The sequence below is a fragment of the Coleofasciculus sp. C1-SOL-03 genome, assembly GCF_040220555.1.
Lineage (GTDB): Bacteria > Cyanobacteriota > Cyanobacteriia > Cyanobacteriales > Coleofasciculaceae > Coleofasciculus.
In genome coordinates this window covers 1-21,090 of the sequence record NZ_JAVJUO010000221.1, presented here as the reverse complement: position 1 = coordinate 21,090, position 21,090 = coordinate 1, and the positions used below count along the sequence as shown (strand labels likewise).

At 45.6% G+C, this 21,090-nt stretch carries 22 protein-coding genes, 2 pseudogenes and 2 CRISPR repeat arrays (1 of these 26 only partly in view); of the genes and pseudogenes, 15 read left to right on the top strand and 9 right to left on the bottom strand.

The features are described 5' to 3' along the window. Positions 1–862: a CRISPR direct-repeat array (repeat unit 36 nt; unit sequence CCCTACCGATTGGGTTAAATCGGATTAGTTGGAAAC) (it extends 324 nt beyond the left edge of the window). A 163-nt stretch (positions 863–1,025) separates the two neighbouring features. Beyond that, on the top strand, positions 1,026–1,202 hold the full coding sequence (locus tag RIE73_RS33910) for a hypothetical protein (RefSeq protein WP_446405356.1): 177 nt from the start codon (positions 1,026–1,028) through the stop codon (positions 1,200–1,202). Between the two features lie 284 nt (positions 1,203–1,486). On the opposite strand, the gene RIE73_RS33905 is transcribed toward RIE73_RS33910, so the two are convergent. Together RIE73_RS33905 and RIE73_RS33900 are read right to left on the bottom strand one after the other, a co-directional pair. Then, entirely contained in the window at positions 1,487–2,014 is a 528-nt protein-coding gene (locus RIE73_RS33905) for a hypothetical protein (RefSeq protein ID WP_446405355.1), read from the bottom strand. A 20-nt stretch (positions 2,015–2,034) separates the two neighbouring features. Further along, positions 2,035–2,481 carry a Tse2 family ADP-ribosyltransferase toxin gene (locus RIE73_RS33900; RefSeq protein WP_446405354.1) on the bottom strand — a complete coding sequence of 149 codons (447 nt, stop codon included), beginning with the start codon at positions 2,479–2,481 and terminating at the stop codon, positions 2,035–2,037. A gap of 147 nt (positions 2,482–2,628) precedes the next feature. Here RIE73_RS33900 and RIE73_RS33895 point away from each other — a divergent pair, with 147 nt between their 5' ends. Continuing rightward, entirely contained in the window at positions 2,629–3,060 is a 432-nt protein-coding gene (locus tag RIE73_RS33895; RefSeq protein WP_446405353.1) for an NYN domain-containing protein, read from the top strand. A gap of 213 nt (positions 3,061–3,273) precedes the next feature. Here RIE73_RS33895 and RIE73_RS33890 read toward each other — a convergent pair whose 3' ends face one another. Next, on the bottom strand, positions 3,274–3,396 hold the full coding sequence (locus tag RIE73_RS33890) for a hypothetical protein (RefSeq protein ID WP_446405352.1): 123 nt from the start codon (positions 3,394–3,396) through the stop codon (positions 3,274–3,276). Between the two features lie 22 nt (positions 3,397–3,418). On the opposite strand from RIE73_RS33890, the gene RIE73_RS33885 reads away from it, so the two are divergent. From RIE73_RS33885 to RIE73_RS33830, 12 genes and pseudogenes are all read left to right on the top strand, one after another. After that, positions 3,419–3,775: a hypothetical protein gene (locus tag RIE73_RS33885; RefSeq protein ID WP_446405351.1), complete on the top strand. Its 357-nt coding sequence runs from the start codon at positions 3,419–3,421 to the stop codon at positions 3,773–3,775. A gap of 139 nt (positions 3,776–3,914) precedes the next feature. Continuing rightward, positions 3,915–4,217: pseudogene (locus RIE73_RS33880) on the top strand (DUF7689 domain-containing protein); the annotation flags it as partial. A gap of 151 nt (positions 4,218–4,368) precedes the next feature. Continuing rightward, a complete protein-coding gene (locus tag RIE73_RS33875; protein WP_446405350.1) occupies positions 4,369–4,713 on the top strand; it encodes a hypothetical protein in 345 nt (114 codons plus the stop codon). A 286-nt stretch (positions 4,714–4,999) separates the two neighbouring features. Further along, the gene (locus tag RIE73_RS33870; RefSeq protein ID WP_446405349.1) at positions 5,000–5,197 is read left to right on the top strand and encodes a hypothetical protein; all 198 of its coding nucleotides are present in this window, start codon (positions 5,000–5,002) and stop codon (positions 5,195–5,197) included. Positions 5,198–5,205: 8 nt separating this feature from the next. Continuing rightward, positions 5,206–5,691 carry a hypothetical protein gene (locus RIE73_RS33865; protein ID WP_446405348.1) on the top strand — a complete coding sequence of 162 codons (486 nt, stop codon included), beginning with the start codon at positions 5,206–5,208 and terminating at the stop codon, positions 5,689–5,691. Between the two features lie 298 nt (positions 5,692–5,989). Continuing rightward, the gene (locus RIE73_RS33860) at positions 5,990–6,742 is read left to right on the top strand and encodes a ThiF family adenylyltransferase (protein ID WP_446405347.1); all 753 of its coding nucleotides are present in this window, start codon (positions 5,990–5,992) and stop codon (positions 6,740–6,742) included. After that, positions 6,723–7,013 (top strand): hypothetical protein, encoded by a 291-nt coding sequence (locus RIE73_RS33855; RefSeq protein ID WP_446405346.1) that lies wholly within the window; start codon positions 6,723–6,725, stop codon positions 7,011–7,013. The genes RIE73_RS33860 and RIE73_RS33855 overlap by 20 nt, the downstream gene beginning before the upstream one ends. A gap of 225 nt (positions 7,014–7,238) precedes the next feature. Further along, positions 7,239–8,951 (top strand): Cas10/Cmr2 second palm domain-containing protein, encoded by a 1,713-nt coding sequence (locus RIE73_RS33850; RefSeq protein WP_446405345.1) that lies wholly within the window; start codon positions 7,239–7,241, stop codon positions 8,949–8,951. Between the two features lie 20 nt (positions 8,952–8,971). Continuing rightward, positions 8,972–10,018, top strand: a complete 1,047-nt coding sequence (locus RIE73_RS33845) for a type III-B CRISPR module-associated Cmr3 family protein (RefSeq protein WP_446405360.1) — start codon at positions 8,972–8,974, stop codon at positions 10,016–10,018. Positions 10,019–10,120: 102 nt separating this feature from the next. Next, positions 10,121–11,017, top strand: coding sequence for an RAMP superfamily CRISPR-associated protein (locus RIE73_RS33840; protein ID WP_446405344.1), 897 nt, complete (start codon positions 10,121–10,123; stop codon positions 11,015–11,017). A gap of 4 nt (positions 11,018–11,021) precedes the next feature. Then, the gene (locus tag RIE73_RS33835; protein WP_446405343.1) at positions 11,022–11,498 is read left to right on the top strand and encodes a hypothetical protein; all 477 of its coding nucleotides are present in this window, start codon (positions 11,022–11,024) and stop codon (positions 11,496–11,498) included. A gap of 220 nt (positions 11,499–11,718) precedes the next feature. Continuing rightward, on the top strand, positions 11,719–13,422 hold the full coding sequence (locus tag RIE73_RS33830; protein ID WP_446405342.1) for a hypothetical protein: 1,704 nt from the start codon (positions 11,719–11,721) through the stop codon (positions 13,420–13,422). A gap of 252 nt (positions 13,423–13,674) precedes the next feature. Further along, a CRISPR array of direct repeats spans positions 13,675–14,220; the repeat unit is 36 nt; unit sequence CCCTACCGATTGGGTCAAATCGGATTAGTTGGAAAC. Positions 14,221–14,376: 156 nt separating this feature from the next. Here RIE73_RS33830 and RIE73_RS33825 read toward each other — a convergent pair. The 6 genes from RIE73_RS33825 to RIE73_RS33800 form a co-directional block, all read right to left on the bottom strand. Next, on the bottom strand, positions 14,377–14,517 hold the full coding sequence (locus tag RIE73_RS33825; protein ID WP_446405341.1) for a hypothetical protein: 141 nt from the start codon (positions 14,515–14,517) through the stop codon (positions 14,377–14,379). Positions 14,518–14,649: 132 nt separating this feature from the next. Beyond that, positions 14,650–15,270, bottom strand: coding sequence for a hypothetical protein (locus RIE73_RS33820; RefSeq protein ID WP_446405340.1), 621 nt, complete (start codon positions 15,268–15,270; stop codon positions 14,650–14,652). A gap of 393 nt (positions 15,271–15,663) precedes the next feature. Next, positions 15,664–17,004, bottom strand: a complete 1,341-nt coding sequence (locus tag RIE73_RS33815) for a flavin-containing monooxygenase (protein WP_446405339.1) — start codon at positions 17,002–17,004, stop codon at positions 15,664–15,666. Next, positions 16,994–17,815: an SDR family NAD(P)-dependent oxidoreductase gene (locus RIE73_RS33810; protein ID WP_446405338.1), complete on the bottom strand. Its 822-nt coding sequence runs from the start codon at positions 17,813–17,815 to the stop codon at positions 16,994–16,996. Before RIE73_RS33810 ends, RIE73_RS33815 begins: the two co-directional genes overlap by 11 nt. Before the next feature lie 374 nt (positions 17,816–18,189). Further along, a complete protein-coding gene (locus RIE73_RS33805) occupies positions 18,190–19,917 on the bottom strand; it encodes a succinate dehydrogenase/fumarate reductase flavoprotein subunit (protein ID WP_446405337.1) in 1,728 nt (575 codons plus the stop codon). 296 nt (positions 19,918–20,213) lie between these two features. Then, positions 20,214–20,525: a hypothetical protein gene (locus RIE73_RS33800; protein WP_446370958.1), complete on the bottom strand. Its 312-nt coding sequence runs from the start codon at positions 20,523–20,525 to the stop codon at positions 20,214–20,216. A 346-nt stretch (positions 20,526–20,871) separates the two neighbouring features. Here RIE73_RS33800 and RIE73_RS33795 point away from each other — a divergent pair. Continuing rightward, positions 20,872–21,003: pseudogene (locus RIE73_RS33795) on the top strand (Uma2 family endonuclease); the annotation flags it as partial. Between the last annotated feature and the right edge of the window lie 87 nt (positions 21,004–21,090).

Genomic DNA, 21,090 nt, shown 5'->3' with positions numbered 1-21,090 from the left:
GAATCGAAAGTCTCTCCAAACGGGAGAACAACCCTACCGATTGGGTTAAATCGGATTAGTTGGAAACCTTTCTTCAAAAGAACAAAGGCTTTCAGGAATTTTGACCCTACCGATTGGGTTAAATCGGATTAGTTGGAAACTTTTTTGTAAAGGCGGAGGATTAATGCCTGGCACGCCCTACCGATTGGGTTAAATCGGATTAGTTAGAAACTGGCAACCTCCAAGCCCAAAAAAACAAGTAGTAACCCCTACCGATTGGGTTAAATCGGATTAGTTGGAAACCCTCTGTCCCGCCAGTCCCGCCACATTTGCAGCGCCCTACCGATTGGGTTAAATCGGATTAGTTGGAAACAGTAGGATCCTGAACATTGAAGAAATACGAAAACTCTGCCCTACCGATTGGGTTAAATCGGATTAGTTGGAAACGTTCTGGTGAAGGTGCTGGGTGTCTTCTTGGCCGTACCCCCTACCGATTGGGTTAAATCGGATTAGTTGGAAACAATTTGGGCAGTATCCTATTCCTTGCTGTCCATATCCCTACCGATTGGGTTAAATCGGATTAGTTGGAAACTCCTAGTGCATCAATGAAATTGGTGATTTCTTGCCCTACCGATTGGGTTAAATCGGATTAGTTGGAAACCTTTCCTAATGGTATACCTTCCAATGCTACGTTCCCGTCCCTACCGATTGGGTTAAATCGGATTAGTTGGAAACGTTGTAATGCGTTGCATTTTTTTCCTCCTTAAGGAAAACCCTACCGATTGGGTTAAATCGGATTAGTTGGAAACCTTTTCCCACTTGTTTCCAACCCAGTGAATGATTTGAGCCCTACCGATTGGGTTAAATCGGATTAGTTGGAAGGGTGGGTCATCCCACCCTTTTTCTTTAGCCGTGCCACATTCACCCAACCCAAATGACAATTAAAGAAAACCCCTTTTCCATCTGGGAGTTAAAAATAAGCCTAGGTAGCTTTTTAATTAGATGGCATAATGTACCACGAATTCTTTTTAATCCAGCAATCCAACATGGAAAAAGTGATTAAAATTCTTCCTCACTATTCTGGGACGTATTTAGGAAATAGCTCTTGGATTCCTAGTGTCAGGATATTAAAATTCCCCAGTAAAGAAGTCTCTGAACTCTTCGCCACAAAACTCCTTGAACTGGGAATCATTAGTATTGGGCAATACAATGGCAAAATGTAGTGGCGTGGCATGACCCAGCTAATTGGGTGCAATAGATTTGGTTTGTAGTGAGGGATGCTAGCTCTCTCCAGCTAGGTGTTAGAGAACTAAAGTTCTCACTACAAACAAGGAAATTGTTCTATGGAAAAGTCAGTCCACTACACATAGAGGCTTTGCGTAAGTCCTCCTAACTTATATCATGTCCGGACCCATCACTCATGATAAAAATTTCTGGAGCGTAGTCGAGCGTCAGTCATAATTATGGCTATTTAAGCGGACACAATATCATTTAGGTTGGGTAAAGTTCACCCCACCGTCAACAATGCCTTCAATTTGTTCTTCAACTCTGACGATGCCATCAGCGGCTTATAAATTTCACCTTCATAGGGTTTCCAAACATACCCCGGACTGAACAGTCGAAAATCTGGAGACAATTCCATCGCTTCCCCCATCCTTTGAGCCAAAACCAGTCCCGGAAAAGCCGAATTAGAAGAGGATTCCAGCAATTCAGAGTAAGTTCTAAACTCATCCACTTCCACACCCACCAAGGCATAACGAAACCTTGGAGCCGACTGTAAACGCTGATACAGCAGAATACCGAGTTCTGTCATCAGATAAGCACTTTCTGGTGTATCGATGCCAACCTCACTGATACGACTTGGAGAAACTCGACACCACCAGTTCTCTTCGATATCTTGAAAAATTCCCACACCACATTGGGACTGGCTACCATTGGAGAGAACCCAGGAAACTTGGTCAAAATGGTGGGAAAATTCCTCGGCGACAGCTTGTTGCGCCCCACATTCAGCCGATAAGCTAAATATCCATGCCATTGCTATTCTCCTGCTCTCGTTTAAACTTTTTGCCAATCGTTCTGGGTACTTGCCAGTGCCGCTTCGTACTTCTCCAACAGCATTGTAGCTTTTGGCAGAATGCTAACGTGGGTGGCGCTATCTTGAACAGCTTCAAGCCCTCCAGTAATTTGGCAATCATCAATTTGCCAAAGGGGGTCTTTTCCCGTTCCTCCAAACATTGTCGGTTTGCGGAATGCTGGCAAACCTTCAATTGAAAGCGAGACAGACATTCCTTTGGTATTTCTGATAGCTACAGCTACAGGCTCACCCAACAAAGGATTGCGTTCTGCTTCTGGTCGGAGGAATCCCTGTTCATCCAACCAATCTCTAGGCATTTGTTCGACATCAATATCAATGCCAGGTCTGACTCCCAATAACCGAGCGCTACGTCCCACTTTAGGTTTACCGTTTTCTTCTGCCATGCCTCGATAGTAGAGTTTTGCCATCAGCCTTCCATCAGCAAGAGCACGATTACCGCATTAATCATAATACCAAGCTGCACTCAACGATAAAGGTATAGCAACCGCCATAGTGGTTAAGTCGTAGAGACGTTCCGCCGGAACGTCTGGAACAACTCGTTTATCCTAATAGAGTTGTCTACTGCTCTAAAAGGAAACAGTGATCTCCCCCATTCCCCGTTCCCTATTCCCCATTTCCTTGCTGACCCCAGAGAAGGTCGAGAACTCATTGAAATGGTCATTTACGTCGGATTACCTCCAGCCAGAGAACGGTTTGAAGAACAACGTAAAACCAAAGAAAAATTCATCTATTGGGCAAAAAGTAACGGCTTCTTAGTCGTGCAAAAAGAAGGCAAAACCAAAGGCGATGACTACGAAACCAACATTGATATCGTCATGGCAATGGATGCCATTGAACTCGCCTTAGAAGTCCGCCCGGACATCGTTGTCTTAGTCACCGGAGACTCTGACTTTGCCTATCTTGCCGAAAAACTAAGACGGCGGGGAATGCGCGTCGAAGTCGCTTCTGTCGAACAATCCAACCTACAACCTGCAAACGGCTACTAGCTAAAGAAATGGTGCGTTACGCTGTCGCTAACGCACGATGGCGGACTGACACAGCTAAAATTGTGGAATAGATTTATCGTTAAACTGGGCGCACGTCGGTGCGCCCCTACAATTCTAATTCACCATTTTAGGTGGGTCAGCCCACTACTGGACTGACACAGCTAAAATTGTGCAATAGATTTATCGTTAAACTGGGCGCACGTCGGTGCGCCCCTACAATTCTAATCCACCATTTAAGGTGTGCCACGCCACTACATCCTGGCGCGTAGCACTATAAATTGCACTAGGAACTTCCACCAAGACAGGTAGTTGGGTATAATAAAGTGTCTGTCTCACGAAAAAGTGAGGTATTAGTGTAATGGAAACAATCTACAAAATTGATAGAAAAAATGCAGCGTACTGTTATCCTCTTTTAGAACCATCAGATTTAGAGGAAACATTTTTACAACTAGCCGAACAATGGCGCGTCGAAACAGGGATGATGTCTTTAGCCACAAAAATGGTAATGCACCCAGCTTACCAACGAATTATTGGCATGGGTCAACCCGTTGTTCCGCTGATTTTACGCGAACTCGAACAGGAACCTGACCATTGGTTTTGGGCGTTGCAATCTATTACAGGTGCTAATCCGATTGAGCCAGAACAGCGAGGTCGGTTAATGCAAATGGCAGGGGCATGGATACAATGGGGTAAGGAGAATGGCTACAGATGGTAGGCTAGAAAAGTACAAGGAAGACCAATTTCCGCACCTGACTACCACCGGATATCGCATTACCAGTAAAGCGTCACGAATTTACAATTGTTTTGCTTGGGCTGCGGCGGAAAATGACCGTTAGTGGAATCCTTTAGAACCGGAAAATCCATACTATTGGCTTGATGGCGTACCCGCAGAATTAACGATTGCTGCTTTTATCCAAGCTTATCAAACTCTGGGATATGAACCATGCGATCGCGCCTCGTTAGAAGAAGGATTTGAAAAGATAGCTCTATACGCTACACCTGACGGAGAACCAACCCATGCAGCTAGACAATTACCCAATGGAAAGTGGACGAGCAAACTCGGACGCTGGGAAGATATTAAGCATGAACTGGATGGATTGAGTGGCGAAATGTACGGGTCTGTCACGCAAATTTTAAAGCGACCTCTTGTGCGCTAAAAGATCGTATTGCTCAGGAGGTTGCACAATAGATGTCTGAATTCTTCGCGAGAAAGGGTGGGTAATCCCCACCCTGTCTCTTTATAAGTATCTCATTCATGTCTTTGATTGAATTGGAGGAAGTGAAAAATAGAATAGGAAGTATGAACTTATGAAAACCCTCAACGGCAAATTAATCGTCGAAGCGGATCATCAGTTAGAAAACCTCACCCAAACCATTGAAACTTTGGCTCAACAGATTGAAGTCTTAGAGTTGAATATGAGAGCTATAAGCAAAACCGAAAGAACAGAACATCGTAACCAGATTACCTCCATTCAGGTATCCTTGCAACAACTAGAGCGATATTACAACCGCTTGCTATCTACTGCCATTTTGACAGTTATCGGTTTAGTCAGTTGGTCAATTTGGTTAAGTTTCACTCAAAATCCATCTCCAGCGCAACCGCCGCATCAAAAAGTAGCGATCGCCCGAATTCAATCCACCACGAGTTATTAAGAAATATAGCAATAGTAGGGTAGGCATTGCCCACCAGCATCAGCTATTCGGCATTTAAACCTTAATGTCAAGAATTGCTTCATTCCTGTAGTGCGTTAAGCGAAGCCATGCCGCAGGCTTTGCATCTTGCTCGCTACCATACCCAATTTAAATGCATGACAGTATACCAGTCAGTAACATTTCCCTTAAGTGGGTGGACACAATTCAAGATTAGCCCCCAATTCAATAGTCATGGTGCGTTACGCCACGCTAACGCACCCTACATTCTAAAACAAAGGAGATTGTCATGAGAGCAGTTGTTAACGGTAAATTAGTCGATTTACCCAATGGCGCAACCGTTGAAGACTTGAGAAGTAACTTCCCAGAAATTGGCAATGATGATGTCATGGAAGAAGGATTTGGAGGTACTAAACCCCTCAAAGAAAACGAAGCCCTGAAAGAAGGCTCTAAAGTTTGGACAGTTCCCAAAATTGTGAAAGGATAAAAGAAACAATGACAGTTACAATTAATCCCGGTGAAACTAATTTTCAACCCAGTCCGAGACTCTTGTCTGAACTAAAACTCTTGGAAAAAGTGGCAAAGACGGTACTCGTTGGTAGCAAAACCATTAGTGGCGTTCAATATACCGCACTCCTGCTCAAAGGAATGCCCTTATCCTCTCGGAAATTCCGAGTTACTAACACAGATGTCTTATTCCTACTTCCCCCCGATTACCCGCGTCTTCCGCCAATTGGCTGCTATCTAAACTATCCGTGGAATACAGTAGGACAGGGCGACCATCACTTCACTCACCAAAGTTATTATGGCGCACCGTTTTTAAGTGAAGAAGGCTGGTATTGGTACTGCGTTGGACTAGGGGGTGGATTTAATCGAGACCGATGGCTGAATGCTTGGCGTCCTAGTCGCCAACCTGAACAAGGACATAATCTGGCGACTTTATTTGTCACCGCACGCCACGCGATTAATACCGATGATTGAGTAGTAAATCGTAGGGTGGGTTAGGCGATAGCCGTAACCCACCAAGGCTCAAGAAATGGTGCGTTGCTACTATCCAAAAACTGTAGGGGCGCACCGACGTGCGCCCGGTTTAACCGTTTATATCCGACATCCAATACTGTTGGGTTTCCTGTCGTCAACCCAACCTACAACTCAACCCACCAAGGCTCAAGAAATAGTGCGTTAGAAATGGTGCGTTACGCTTCGCTAACGCACCCTACATCTGACATCCGACATCCGATATTTGATATTTGATACACATAGTCTTCCTGAAAAACTCATGAACCACTCAAAAAAATTACCCCAAATGTCTCTACACATCCCACCCAAAATGTGGCATCAATTTTACCGCGCTATGCTCGATGCTCGCACGACGAATGAAGAAGTAATTGGGTTTTTATTCTGCAAACGTCATCAGGTATCCAAACAACAAATTAGATATCTGCCTCAAGCGTGGGTTGTTCCCTCTGCCGATTGCTACGAACGTCAATCCGCGAGTGGGTTGGTGCTTAAACAAGATTTTCACCATTACTTAATCGAGACGTTTCTGGCAAAAGAAAAACTCGATGTGGTTCATATTCATACTCATGCTGAATCAGGCAAGCCTGAATTTTCTAGCGTGGATGACCATTATGAATCAGACTATGCTCAGTTTCTTTCATCTCACTTCCCCAAAAAGCCGCGTTTAATCTCTGGAGTGTTTGACGAAACCTTACAACAATCTCAATTCCGCATCTGGGATAGAAAAGGACAGTCATTTGAGCCGATTAACTGGTCTCAATCCTGGTTTGAACTCACCCCAGATGTTAATATTCCCCATCAGACAGACTTAATGTTTGCCCGTCAACAGGTCTTTGGTGAACGAGTGCAAAACCAACTGGGTGAACTCACCGTTGCTTTAATCGGCTGTGGGGGTATTGGGGCAATTTTTGCCGAACTGCTAGGGCGTTTAGGGGTGAAAAAATGGGTATTCATTGACCACCGTGCCGCCGATTGGGGGTGGGTGGTGTTTGATGTGTGGCAATATCATTAACTTGCATCGTGCGGCATTAGAGTCTGCTGCTGATGAGATTCATCATCTGGCTAATCGAGTCGGGTATGTCGAAGGCATCAGTGATCCAGCGGTATTTTGGTTAAATAGCCTGTGTGCGAGTACGGGAGTTGGGGTTATCCATGGGCTTGTCAGTGGCTTTGTGGATGCCGATAATGGACTTGACTGGATTTTTGAATTTCCAGGGTCGAATTGGCATAAGACGAATCCTGAGTATTTGGGGAGTTGTGGTTGCTATTTTTGCGGGGGGTAAGTCTTTGGAAAAAGGGTCTTCCAGCTACCTGTATACTGTTGGCATCAGCAATCAAAACGTGCAAACGGCAATGTTGCACCTCCCACTTAAAACGTTTGTAGTCAGCGATGCGAGCGCTTATGGCACGCTTCGTGCCTACTACGAACCTAACTTAAGGTTGGTGGGCATTGCCCACCCTACGATACTGTTACCTTTAAGAAAAGTCCACCTACAGAGGACTGGCTTATGCACACAAACTGTTACACCGTGATTACTTTTGCTCCCGTGCAGGGTTTCATTGAGAAATCGCTTAAACTGCGGGATTTGTACGGCAGTTCTTTTATCCTTTCTTATTTAGCTTGTGCAATTTGTTATGCGGCTGAAAAACAGGATGACTGTCAAGTTGTCTCTCCAGCTTTAATCAATGTGACTCAAGGCACCCCCAACCAAATTATTATTGCCGGGAATTTTCCCGAAACTATAGCGGAAGCGGCTTTTAATCAGGCTTGGAAAACAGTTGTAGAAACCTGTCGTCGATATATCGAGCAAACCTTAAACACCTTTACTTATACCTGGCAACGGGAATGGAATGCTTGGTCAAATCATGCCTGGGAGTTTTTTTGGACGCAAAGTACCGAGGAAGAATTGAGTCAAGCCAAAGCAACTGGAATTACGCCAGAAGATGTCACCCTAATGACTCATGCTCGCCGTAAACTGAATCAAATTAAAACTCAACGAAATTGGACAGCTATTAACTGGCAAGGAGAAAGTTCAACGCTATCGGGAACGGGAGCGATCGCCTACCCTCGGATGACCGATGAAACCCATCCCCTTCACTCTAGCATGGCTCAACAAACCCAGGATATTAATCAATTTTACCACCAACTGAGCCAGACCTTAGGAGAATCCATTCTCGCTCCGTCTGAACGCTTAAGTATTCCGGAACTGATTAAACGGTTAATCACCTTAGATGCTATTGCCAATCAATTTATTTCTGAAAAAGACCTGCCGAGTATTGAAATCCCCCAAAGCTTTGTTGACTTAAACCGATTTGACCATAAATTATGGGCAGGATACTTTCAAGGAGATGGGGATAAAATTGGGGAGTATCTGCGCCAATTAAAAGAACAAGGGGAAGATGAAGCCGACTCTCTCCACACCTTTAGCCAAGGGATGATGGAATGGGGAAAAAATCTCAAATATCATTTACCCCCGACTCAAGCCGAGCGAGTCAAACGGCGGAATTTAGATGCTGATGGACGGATTATCTATGCCGGAGGGGATGATTTTCTCGGTGTCCTCTACCGAAGTCCCGATCAACAACAACCGAAATTAACACCTCAAGACTGCCTCAATTGGTTCTATCAATTCCCCCAAATTTGGCAACAACATAAACACCCGATTACCGTGAGTGTCGGCTTAGTTTGGGCAGCCCCTGGCGTCCCCCAACGAGATGTGCTACAACACTGTCGAGAAGCAGAAAAATCAGCCAAAAGTAAGGGACGCGATCGCCTCGCTATTCGGATTCTATTTAATAGTGGCAATTATCTGGAATGGGTTTGTCCTTGGTGGTGTTTGCAACAATTTCTAGAAAGCTATCAAGACAGAGAGGGAGATACCTTAGTTTCGCTGAAACAAAAGCCAAAAGGGAATAAGAAAACCCCCAACTGGACTCATTTTTATAATGATGTTGCCCAGCTAGAATCGCGCCATGCTTTTCCGGGTCAAACTCAAATTGCCCTGGGCTTGTTTGAGCTTTACTTTAACTACCAAAATCGCCAATGTTTAGAAGCTCATTTGTGGGATACCTCGGATACCGATAATCAACCGAGGACGGGGATTTTAGGGAATCAACCCGATGCCCAAGAAAAGCAAAACATCAAGGCATTAAACAACTGGGTGATTAACTTGGCTAAAGTTGGCTTTCATTTGTCCTCCCCAGGAACCGATAATTCTTAACTCTAGCAACTTAGATAATGATGTTTAGTCACTTAATTATTATCCAACCCCTTGGCTTTCTCTATGGCAGTGCTGGTCCCTTTCTTTCCCCCGATAACCTAGTGGGGCGTTCTGGAAATAGCTTTCCGCCTAGTGCCGCAACAGTATCGGGATTATATGCTGCTAAATATAGTCAACCGGGAATCAATGAAAGAGGGGAAACGACTCAACGATTAGACTTACCCGATTTAACCCTAGCTGGACCCTTTTGGGCGGATACTGAGAATCCCCAAAACTTCTATGTTCCTACTCCCTTTAATTATTTAGCTGAAATGAATCCTCCGCAAGATGAAGAAAAAATTCGTCAAGGGCAAATTACAGCAAAATTAACCTGGAACCGCGAAACCAAAAAATGGCAACCCCTCAAACCGGGTAAATTTGATACGAAAACATGGCTACCGATTCATGAATGGGAGAACGCGAAAACTGTTTCTAAAGAACCTTGGCAGTATTTACCTCATTTACACCCACGTTTAGAAACCGAACAACGTCGAGTTGATGCCAATTCGGAACAGGGAAGTTTGTTTTTGGAAAATTCAATTCAAATGCATCCCGATACTTGTTTAGTCTATTTGACCAATACTCCCATTGATGAGGGGTGGTATCGGTTTGGGGGTGAAGGACATTTAGTCGAGGTAAACTGTCAGTCAATTACGGATAAAATTCTGTTAGAGTTATTGGCAAAACCTGTGGGAAATAATTTTGCCCTAATTACGCCTGCGGTGTGGGGTTCCAATCGCTTTTCTTACCGATTTCCCACTATTCAGCAAGAAGGGGACTGGATAACAGCACCGGAATGGGAAAATGCCCAAATTTTCACCGAACGTCCTCGTCCTTTTCGCTATCGCTTAGGGGGAACAGGTGACACCAAACGCCTCGCTAGGGGACGTTATGCGGTACCGGCGGGAACGGTTTATGTGTTGGCAAAAGAGATTCCCCACCCTTGGTTTAATTGGGATAAATCTTGGTTTCCTGATGAGGGGTATTCCTATAAACGTTGGGGATGTGGATTAGCGTTACCCCTGTAATATAGGGGCTGCTTTAGGGAGTCTTGTGGTGGGAGAAGAGGCAGGAGGCAGGAGGGTTTACAACTACTTAGTTTTGGATTCAAATCTTTTGGAGAGTTAACCATGTACAAAAAAGCTTACGGCATTATAGAAACCCAAGCCCCCCTTCATGTGGGAGCAAGTGCTGGAGAAGAAACGGGAAATTTGAATTTGATTTTTCGCGATCAATTTACCCAAACGGGGATAATTCCAGGCAGTTCAATTCGGGGACGATTTCGGGCAGATATGCGAAATTCTCCCACAGACAACGGCACCGAATCCCCCAAGGGTGATGTGGCGACTTGGTATGGTCATGAAGCTGTTCCTGACCAAAAAGATGGCGGTACAACTGAAGCCTTAGTCAAGTTTGAATATGCCACTTTAGTTTGGATACCTGTATTTTGTCCCGGACAACCGATTGTCTGGGTTAGCTGTCCATCCCTGCTGAAACGCTATAAAAAAATTGCTGAAATTAACGCCAACGTTCCCGATCCTTACACGGCTGATCCGGAGTTAAAAGCCCGTGTTGTCCCCGGAACGACTGAAAAAGTGTTGTTCTTTAATCTGGGTTTTTTAGGCATTGAACACGACGAAAGTTTAGCGGATTGGATACCTGTGGGAGCCGATTTACAGGTCAAGCAATTGGTTGTGGTAGATGACAATGATATCGCCCTATTGCATGACATGGCACTGTATCGACAAAGCCGGATTAAGATGCTAGATGATATGAAGAAAGTGGATACTAAAATGGGGGCATTTTTTAATGTGGAAGCTTTACCCGTGGGGAGTATTTTAGTGTTTCCGGTGGCATTAAAACAACTGGGCTGGAAACCCTTTGGCGAACCCAAACCGAATCAACCGTATTCCGAAGAACTTTATTTTGGGGGGTTAGAATCGATTGGATTTGGTCGCTGTAATGTGACTCTAGCCGGGGAAGCGTTTTCCCAGCAGAAAACTGAGACTGAAAAACAGGAGGTTTAAACCAATGGCTTGGAAATACTATAGTTTAGTAGAAAATGGGCGGGAGTTTCACAGTTTAGACCAAATTGCCCAAACATTGGTGTTAGAAGCCAGACAACGCGATCGCCAATCCTTAAATCAATCGTTTAAAATGCGAGAAGCGGTAGCCTATGGGTTAGAACGGTTTTGGGGGGAACATTTGCGCTTGCAGGGAAGATCGAAGAAAAAGGGTGATGAATTTGACTGTAAAGGTCAATATTGGAAAGCCACCTGGGATGCTTTAGTTCGGATTATGCAACCAGGAGGGATAGAAATTCCCAATGATGCGGTTGATTTGAGACATCCTAACACGGTGAAAGCGATGGCGGGGAAATTATGGTCAATTACTGTCGAAGATCAGCGAATTATCTTAGCTGTACTGACTCAATTATGCGATGCGATCGTCTGGTGGACACAGCGGTATAAGGGACCCGGTGATTTGCCTAGTGATGAAGAGAATTAAGTCATTGGTCATTGGTCATTGGTCATTCGTCATTCGTCATTCGTTATTTAGTCGGGGCGGGTTTAGTCATATCCAGGTGAAAGCGAAACGTTAAAAGTAAAACCCGCCCCTACCAAAGACGTTCCATCTCCCCCATTCCCCGTTCCCCGTTCCCCGTTCCCCGTTCCCTAATCTCAACTGTTCCCCATTCCCTTTAACCATTTTTTAAGGAGAATTCAACATGGTTAATATTCCCAATGCTGGCAACTTAGTGCCGTTAATGTTTCAAGCGCAAGTAAAAGGGCGATCGCAACTTCAATACATCGATCAAAATGCTGAGGTACAAGACTCCCAACGATGGGCGTCTGAGTGGACGCAAGAAGTCTATCCCCACCCGCCTGATTTAGGGAAAACTGTTGCAGCCAGAACCTATAAAATGCAATGGCGGTTTGTCACCAATGGCGGACAATTTGAGGGAATTATTTTCCCGGCGCTGGGTGCGTTTGGGTTGCCCTTTTATCCTGGTAGCAGCATGAAAGGATTGTTTTGTCAAGCTTGTACCTCAGAACAAAAGCAACGCTACCGCTTGACTAAAAATAGTGAGGAACCCAGTTTATTGCGGTTTCATGGCGGTTATCCGGTGAATGATTGGAAACAAAATTTAGTCGATATTGTTCACCCCCAGCAGCAATGGCAGGTACAGACTCGGAATACGGGTGAAAAACCAAGTAATGAGACAGGATTTGCTTTAATTTCCCTGTCGGAACCCGCGATTCAGTTTGGTATTTCTAGCCAGTTACCGGATACGGATTGGGAAGAGGTTTGGGCGATTTGGGAACGGGCGTTAGGGTATGGAATTGGTTGTCGCACCAGCAGTGGGTATGGATTACCCAAAGCGCGATTAACGGAGTCAGGAGAGGAGGATTATCCGATTCCGATTCAAGGGGAACAACTGTACAGGGCATTTTTGAAAGGAGAAGGGCAAGCACCTCAATTAATTACTGGGGAAAAGGAATTTCGTCCTAATCTATTTCGGGGGAGTTTACGGGGACACGCTTTGCGAATTTTTGGCGGGTTAACGGATAATAAGACAGCCGAGAAGTTAGTCGAAAATTTGTTTGGGGGAGTGAACGATGGCGGAACCCAGGGATTATTAACCTGTGCGTTTCAAGCGTCGGCTTTAAACCTAGGTACGTTTACAGATGGGTATGGTGAACCCACCTATAAAGTGGCTGGCGAGTTACGTTGGTTATTAATGTCGCCTCGCCAATTGGATGAAATCAAGCAGCAAACCTTGAAAAAACTGTTGCAAGCCTTCATGCGGTTTGCGTTGCTATTTGGCGGGTTTGGCAAGTCATGGCGACGGGCAGATCATCGGCAATTTTATCAGGAGTATTACAACCATAGGAAACCCCTGATCGGGTGTCATTGGCAATGGGACAAAAAGTCATTAACTTATGGGGCTAAGGTTTCCCGTTTAAATCGGGTTGGGCGGTTTATTAATCAGGTAAGGCAAATTGCTTCAGAATGGATGCAGTTGCAGGGAATAGAACCCGATGAAAGGAATCATGCCAACTGGCGGGAAGCATGGCATCCGGATTGTGTAGAAGTCTGGGGACGTTTGGCGGAATGTGCTGAAGATTCTGTGGCGTTGAAGTGGTTGCACGAATCTTATCAAAAAGAGAATCACCGATTCAGGGAAGCTGAAAAGAGTATTAAGCAAAGTTCGGTGACGGGGCAAATTAGTCAAGTGGGAAGACTATGGCATCGGATGTATCCGGTGGTGAAGTTGGTGGATAATCCCAAGAATCCAGGGAAGAAGAAACCCAAGATGACGCCTAATTATTTGGAACTGTTGACGATTTTCCCGGATAATTCAGATAAGTGTAATGATTTTTTGGATTTCCTTGATACTGAACCTGAAGGGTTTCGGCAGCTTTGGTGAAGTCCAAAAGCACTCGAATCCTGTCAAAGTATTATGGGTTCTAGGTTTGAGAGCAATTTTCAGATGTTCATCTACACACCTCGGCAAATCGCTGAAACCCTATATTTTTCGTTGAGATGCGTCGATGGCTTACAGGGTAAGGGTTTGAGGTATGTGTTTCGCAGCTCTTTTGGAGAGGAAATGTTAGAATTTCTAGAGGTGCGTCGATTCGATGGCTGAAAGCCTTACTGGGTAAGGGCTGTCAGACGAACTCCCTACCGATTGGGTCAAATCGGATTAGTTGGAAACAAAAAAGTCAACCCAGCAAAATGGAAAGTTTCGTCCCCTACCGATTGGGTCAAATCGGATTAGTTGGAAACAAAAGCTGCGTAGGTTTGTGGCATTTCCCAAGCCCTACCGATTGGGTCAAATCGGATTAGTTGGAAACGATAAGAGAGGAGAGGGCAGTAGACAACGGATTTTTTAGTGTCCCTACCGATTGGGTCAAATCGGATTAGTTGGAAACTCGACCCATTCCCCGTCATACTTGCAGGTTTTAGGATTAACCCTACCGATTGGGTCAAATCGGATTAGTTGGAAACCCGTCCGAGTTCCATATGAGACGGACGGACAGACTCGTCCCCTACCGATTGGGTCAAATCGGATTAGTTGGAAACGCTGCTTGCGGCGGGGTTCCTTTATCAAAAATACACCCTACCGATTGGGTCAAATCGGATTAGTTGGAAACTGTGAGAATCTGCTTCGATACTCTCTAGAGCTAATCCCTACCGATTGGGTCAAATCGGATTAGTTGGAAACGTTCTGATAGACCTTAACGGTTTTAAAAATAACCCTAGTGCAGCGCGGCAGAAATAACTGACCAGTTAAAAGCTCCCTAAAAGCAGCTACATTATGTTCCTTATTACCTTCTGCCCTCTGCCTTCGGACTTCTGCCTTCTTGTACTAGGTAGCTTTTTAATTAGATGGCATCATGTACTGTAGGGGCGCACCGACGTGCGCCCAATTTCCCATGGCGTGCGCCCAATTTCCCATGGCGTGCGCCCAATTTCCCATGGCGTGCGCCCAATTTCCCATGGCGTGCGCCCAATTTCCCATGGCGTGCGCCCAATTTAACAGTAAATCTATTGCACAATTTTAGCTGGGTCACGGCACTACGCAATCTCCCATTTTGTCGAGACGTTCCGCCGGAACGTCTCTACCAATAACTGTTGAAAGAGGGATATCTGGTTAAGCCGCAACTAGCTCATTGAGTTGTGATTCGCATTCTTGGAAAACATAGTTTACAGCAGCAAAGAGTCGGTCTAGCTGATAGATTGTATAAGGTTGTATGGTTTTAGTTAGTTTATCATTTTCTAACTTGCTAAATTCCCATTTTTCACCATTGGAGACAATTCCAAATACAGTTATAGGGAGGTCATCATTCAACTTTTGCGCCGCCACCATTTCGGCAAGGCACTGCGCCCACCCTTCAGCAAATTTATCTTGTTTTGCTTCAACTAACAGAAAATAAGGCTTGTCAAATACGACTTTCCCTAATGGGGAGCGTTTCGCCAAAATATACTCAGGAAACCCGGAAAGATTCTCATCATAGATCAAAGATTTATGTCCCCACAAAACAAAGTCCCTGCGATAGCATTTCCACACTTCCTTAAGGATTGGATAAATGAGATTCTCACAAATCGAAAATTCTGAAGCGTTGGGGACTCCATCCTGCATAACGGTTTGTAAGTCTTCACGGAAGTAATCAGGGATACTAAATTCAATCTCCTCCATGAAATTAGCTTCAGTGTAGGTGATTTGAAATTCTTTGAGAACTGAACTGATATCTTTATAATTACTGAAAGCCATCTTGACCTCTTCAGATGATTTAGCGGTTGATTGTGTATTGCCGGGTGTTAGGTAGTTTGCTTTGTCGGTTGTTCAGCTATTTTATCATTGAGATGTTCGATGAATTTTTGAACCCAATAGTCTTGGAAATCTCGTGGATCTTCGTAGGTTTGTAGTAAGCACAAAGAGTGCTATAACGCTTCGCTGGAGAGGGCTGAAGCCCTCACTACGAACCAATTCTCATCCATAAATTAAGGTGTGCCACGGCACTACAAGCATTACTCAAATGCCGTCAATGTATTATGGGTTCTAGGTTTGAGGGGAATTTTCAGATGTTCATCGACGCATCTCGGCAAATCGCTGAAACCCCTACAATTGGGGATAAATCCTTGGGAACCATCTACTTTTATTCGGTCAATGTTTAGCCGGGAGGGGACGGTTCTCAAAGTTAGGATACTTGGCATCAACTTGATCAGCTTTTTTGGCAATCCAGTTAAAGAAAAAATGAGCCAGTTTTAACTGCCTAAAAATCTGCTGCGGATCAGACAAATGAGTCGTCGGTAACTCTTGTCCCATTTCTTTAAACACCAACCCTAGCGGCACATTAATTTTATCCTGGAGTTGCAGACAACGGGTAAAATAGGGTCCATAAGCCGCAATCAATGAACCAACCCCGCCCCGCGCTTGTCCCCAGCCAATGTAATAGAGTCCCTTATAATCCTCAATAAACGAGCTACCATAACATTTAACCACAGGTCCGGCAACGCGCTGAAGTTCCTCCGGTAAGAAAGGGTAGGCAACATGATAGCCAGTAGCACAAACAATTAAATCAAATTCCTGCTCACTCCCATCGACAAACTCGACCGTTTTTCCCTGAAGCCGACGCACTCCAGGCTTGGCAATAATTCGACCATGTTTAATATAGTACGGCACTTCATTATTTAACGTGGGATGTTTCTCAAAAATGCGATGGTTCGGTTTAGATAAACCATAGTCTTGATGAGTTCCAAATGTCAGACGAATGATGCCGGACATCGCCAACCGTTGTAACCATTCTGGCATCCACCATCGCACCAGATCAGCCGTCGGTACTCCCATAAAGGTTTTGGGAAGAAACCAGACCGATTCACGCATACTTAAAACACTCTGACGGCTTACCCGTGCGGCTTCGGCGGCAATATCACAGGCTGAATTTCCACCGCCAATCACTAGCACCCGTTTCCCGCGCAGTTGATCGGGTTTTTTGTAATCTTTAGAATGAATAATCTGACCGTGAAATTGTCCCTCAAATTCTGGAAACCGTTTGCACCAGTGATGTCCATTACACAGTAATACGCCTTTATAAATTCGTTGTTCCCCATTGGCAAAGGTAACTTCCCAGAGGTTATTTTCAATTGGTCGGACAGACTCAACAGTACGATTGAGTTCAATTTGCTCCCGTAACTGAAAATGATCGGCAAAACGATTCAGATAATCCCGGATATGTTGAGCGCTGGGAAAATCTGGATAGTCATCAGGCATGGGAAAATGAGTAAATTGGGTAATAGTCCGGGATGAAATAATATGGGCAGTTTCATAAACCCCATGATACCAATTACCACCGATATCATCACTGCCATCCACCTGATCATAAGCAATACCCGCTGCTTTCAGGGCTTGAGCCATACCCAATCCCACAAACCCTGCGCCGATAATCAACTGCTTGTGACTGGTATTACCCTGCTGTACGGTTGAGCGAGAATGACTAACTTGCACCACGGTTTAATCTTTTGGCAAACTCATTACTGATCCAGTCTAATAAGCCAGGACTGTATCGTTTGAAAAATTGGACATTTTGCGCGATCGCATCCGGGAAGACGTGCAGTTGATCCCGCTGAATGCCTTGAATCGTCGCCGCCATCACCTTCACTGGATCAGTTGTCCAGGAGTCTGGCACACCTTGATGTCCCTCAGCGAGTGTACCATACCGTTTTGCTTGCAGAATGGGGGTACGGCTAAAAAATGGATAAACGGCTGTCACTTTGACATTGTAGTCCTTCACATCATTGAATAGCCCTTCACTAAATCCCCGTAACCCATATTTACTAGCAGAATAATGGGTCAATCCTGCGGGTGCAAACCAACCCGCGACGGATGAAATATTCACAATATGTCCTTTTTGACGCGCAATCATATCCGCCACAAATAAGGAACTTAAACGCATTGGTGTGATTAAGTTCACCTGCATCAACCGTTCCCATTCCGGTGCTGGAACTTCGTCCATCCGACCAAAAACAGCAATTCCAGCATTATTAATCAAAATGTCAATCGGGATATCCAGGGCTTTAACCTGATCATACAGCGCTTCACAGCCCTCGCCAGAGGACAAATCAGCCTCGAAGCAAGCCAGTACCTCCCCCGTGGCGACTTGACGCTGAATATCCGCCACCCGTTGATCTAGGGCAGGTTGATCCAAATCCGTTAAAATTAAGCGGCTACCCGCCACCAATAACTGTCGGGTTAATTCCTGTCCAAAGCCACCGGCGGCACCGGTAATCAGGATTACGGCTGAGCGTAGCTGGGTCATCGGTTTATTTGGCTCTCTTACTCAAATTTACTAAAACCTATGCAAATCTAGGCAGAGGTACTTATAGCGCTACGCGCTACAGCCCTCACCCCCAGCTCATAAGGGTAGGTTTTTTAAATTGGGGTTGAGGTAAGACTTAGAAGACAGGTAGACCAGTAGACAAGGAAGAGTGAGAACGAAAAATCGGGCGTTTCGGCTTTTAGAAGTTAGCTTGACCGAACCTAATTTTGTACGGTTTTCCTTCCTTGTCCTCTTGTCCACCTTGCCCTCCTTGTCTTGCCCCAACCGCACAGTAAAAAACCTACACCTGTCAGCACCCCCAGCCCCTCTCCCAAGGTTGGGAGAAGGGAGCTAGAGAAGAGAAACCGAACTGCCTAATACTTGCGTTCTTGGGGTTCAAAGCGGGTCATCGCCACCGATTTATACTGCAAATCAATTCCGGCTGAGGAATAGTATGCCAAGGTATGCTTCAAAAAGTTGGCATCATCCCGTTGGGGATAATCTTCGCGAGAATGGGCACCCCGACTTTCTTGGCGATTGAGGGCAGAGGTGAGAATGATTTCCCCAACTACCATCAGATTCCGCAGTTCTAACGCCTCAATTAATTCCGTATTCCAGCAGCTTCCTTTGTCATCTAAATAGATAGTTTCATACTGCTGTTTTAACTGTTGCAGTTGATTCAACCCTTCCTGCATTAACGCCTCGGTGCGGAAGACGCCGCAGTATTGAGTCATGCAGTCTTGGAAGTTTTGACGCAGTTGACCGATGCGTAGGCTTCCGGATTGACCGAGCAATGCATTAATCTTATTCTGGGCAGCATTAAGATAGACTTGCTCATCAATGTCAGGTAATTTGCGGTTCTGCACAGATTGCGCGATCGCCGCCCCGGTTCGTTTACCGTAAACCACGCATTCTAGCAGGGAATTACTCCCCAAGCGATTCGCACCGTGAACCGAGACACAAGCGGATTCCCCGGCGGCAAAAAACCCCTCCACTAATCCATCGGGTCCACTTCGCACCTGTCCATCGGTATTGACAGGAATACCTCCCATGGAATAATGGGCAGTAGGACGCACGGGCATGGGTTCGTATACGGCATCAACTCCAACCAGTCGGTGGGCTTCTTCCCAACAGAAGGGAATCCGACTCATGATCTTTTCCTTACCCATGTGTCGCAAGTCCAGATAGACACAAGGACCCCCTGCACCCCCATCGGGATGTACTCCTCGACCCGCCCGAATTTCCAATGCGATCGCCCGTGAGGTAATATCTCGTGGGGCGAGTTCCATTTTACTGGGGGCATAATTTGCCATGAAGCGATCGCCTTCGCTATTAATCAGATACGCTCCTTCGCCTCGTACCGCTTCGGAAATTAACACACCCACTGGATACAACCCCGTCGGATGAAACTGGACAAACTCCATATCCTCCAACGGCACCCCTGCTAAAGCGGACATGGCTAAACCATCCCCCGTCGAGGCAAAATCATTGGAGGTGGTATTAAACACCCGTCCATAGCCCCCCGTGGCAAACATCACCGCCTTTGCCCGTACCACTTGCAGGTGAGTGGTCAGGATGTTGAACATCACCACCCCTTTTGCCTGCCCATCTTCCAAAATTAGCCGCATGACGTACCATTCTTCGTATACTGTCACGTCGTTCTTGCGGAGATTACTCACCAGTTCATGCAGAATCGCATGACCCGTTTTATCGGCAGCATAGCAGGTACGGCGATGGGAATGACCGCCAAAGGCACGTTGGGCAATGCGACCATCGGGTAAGCGGGAAAAGAGTACCCCTAAATGTTCTAAATCAATCACCACATCGGGGGCTTCGCGGGTGAGGATTTCCACCGCATCTTGATCCGCCAGATAATCCGAACCCTTAACCGTATCAAAAGCGTGGGCTTCCCAAGTATCCTCCGCATCCACATTTTTCAGCGTCGCCGCCATCCCCCCTTGGGCAGCAACAGAGTGGGAACGAATCGGATGGGTTTTGGCAACCAGTGCCACATTTAGCTGCGGATCAGTGCGTTTAATTTCCAACGCCGCCCGACACCCGGCTAAACCACCGCCGACAATAATGACATCGTGTTCTCGCATCTCAACTCGATTGAATTTCTGCTGTTATCTATAGTGACTTATTACTCAAATTCCCCACCGAAAGGTAGGGAACTTTTTAGATTTGCAATGAATTTAGACGTACCTGTGCAGCATGGCGGAAATGGCTGATCCATTAAAATTTCCTCCGCCCCTCAGCCTTGGAGCCGTCTCGTACTAGTGCCAGAAGGCAGAAATAACGCCAACAGCTAACATCTCCCCCAGCTTCCCCAGCTCCCTCTGCTCCCCCTGCTTCATCGTATCTACGAAGCTGCTCAAGTATTTTTACGCCCGCTGCACTAGCTCGTTGCCTGAGCCGGTTGGGATGCACCGCGACTGCTGCGATCGGCAGCCGTTGTTTCCTGCTCATCCATCGCTAATATTTCAATATGATTGAGCAATGTGGTCACAAAGGCAAAGAGTAAGAAGGGCAAAGACAAGACCAAGACTAATCCCACTGTTGCCAACGCATAAATTTGGCGATCGGCACTCCACAGCGCTAGTGCAGAGGCAAGACTTATGAAAATGACGATTAACCACACAATGACTTGTCCATAGATATCGCCAAAACTCAGGGTGCAGATCAAGCGATATTTGTTAAATTGTTCCATCATCAACCTCGACACATTTCTTTAAGTTTCAAGGATAAGACCGTATTTGAGGTTTGGCGCATTTCTCAACATATTTTTAAAATAGTCGCAACATCTGTTTACAATTGGTGTCATTCGTCCCTGGTTAGGGAACAGGGAACAAACTCTATTAAGTTTTGTAAATAGACCTCAAACCCTGACAAAGGACGTAGCTTGCTTCTCGCTCCCTTGAGTATGACGATCGCCTGTAAACCTGTAGGGTGGGTTAGGCGAAACTTAATTCAGGCAAATACCATTTAATTGGCTATCCGCCGTAACCCACCAAAGTCTTGAACAACGGTGCGTTAGCGAAGCGTAACGCATCCTACAAAATGGTCGCTATCCCGATGTCATTGTGGAACTGATGTCCCCCTCCACCGCCGCTGTGGATTTGGGTGTCAAAAAAGATATCTACGAGCAAATCTTCCGCACCCCTGATTACTTTGTTTTTGACCGCTTCTAAAAACCTAGACAAACCTACCCACAAGTAATTCTGCCTTGGTATAAGTCCACGGTGTAACTTTTGGTCGATAACCGTTAACGCTTA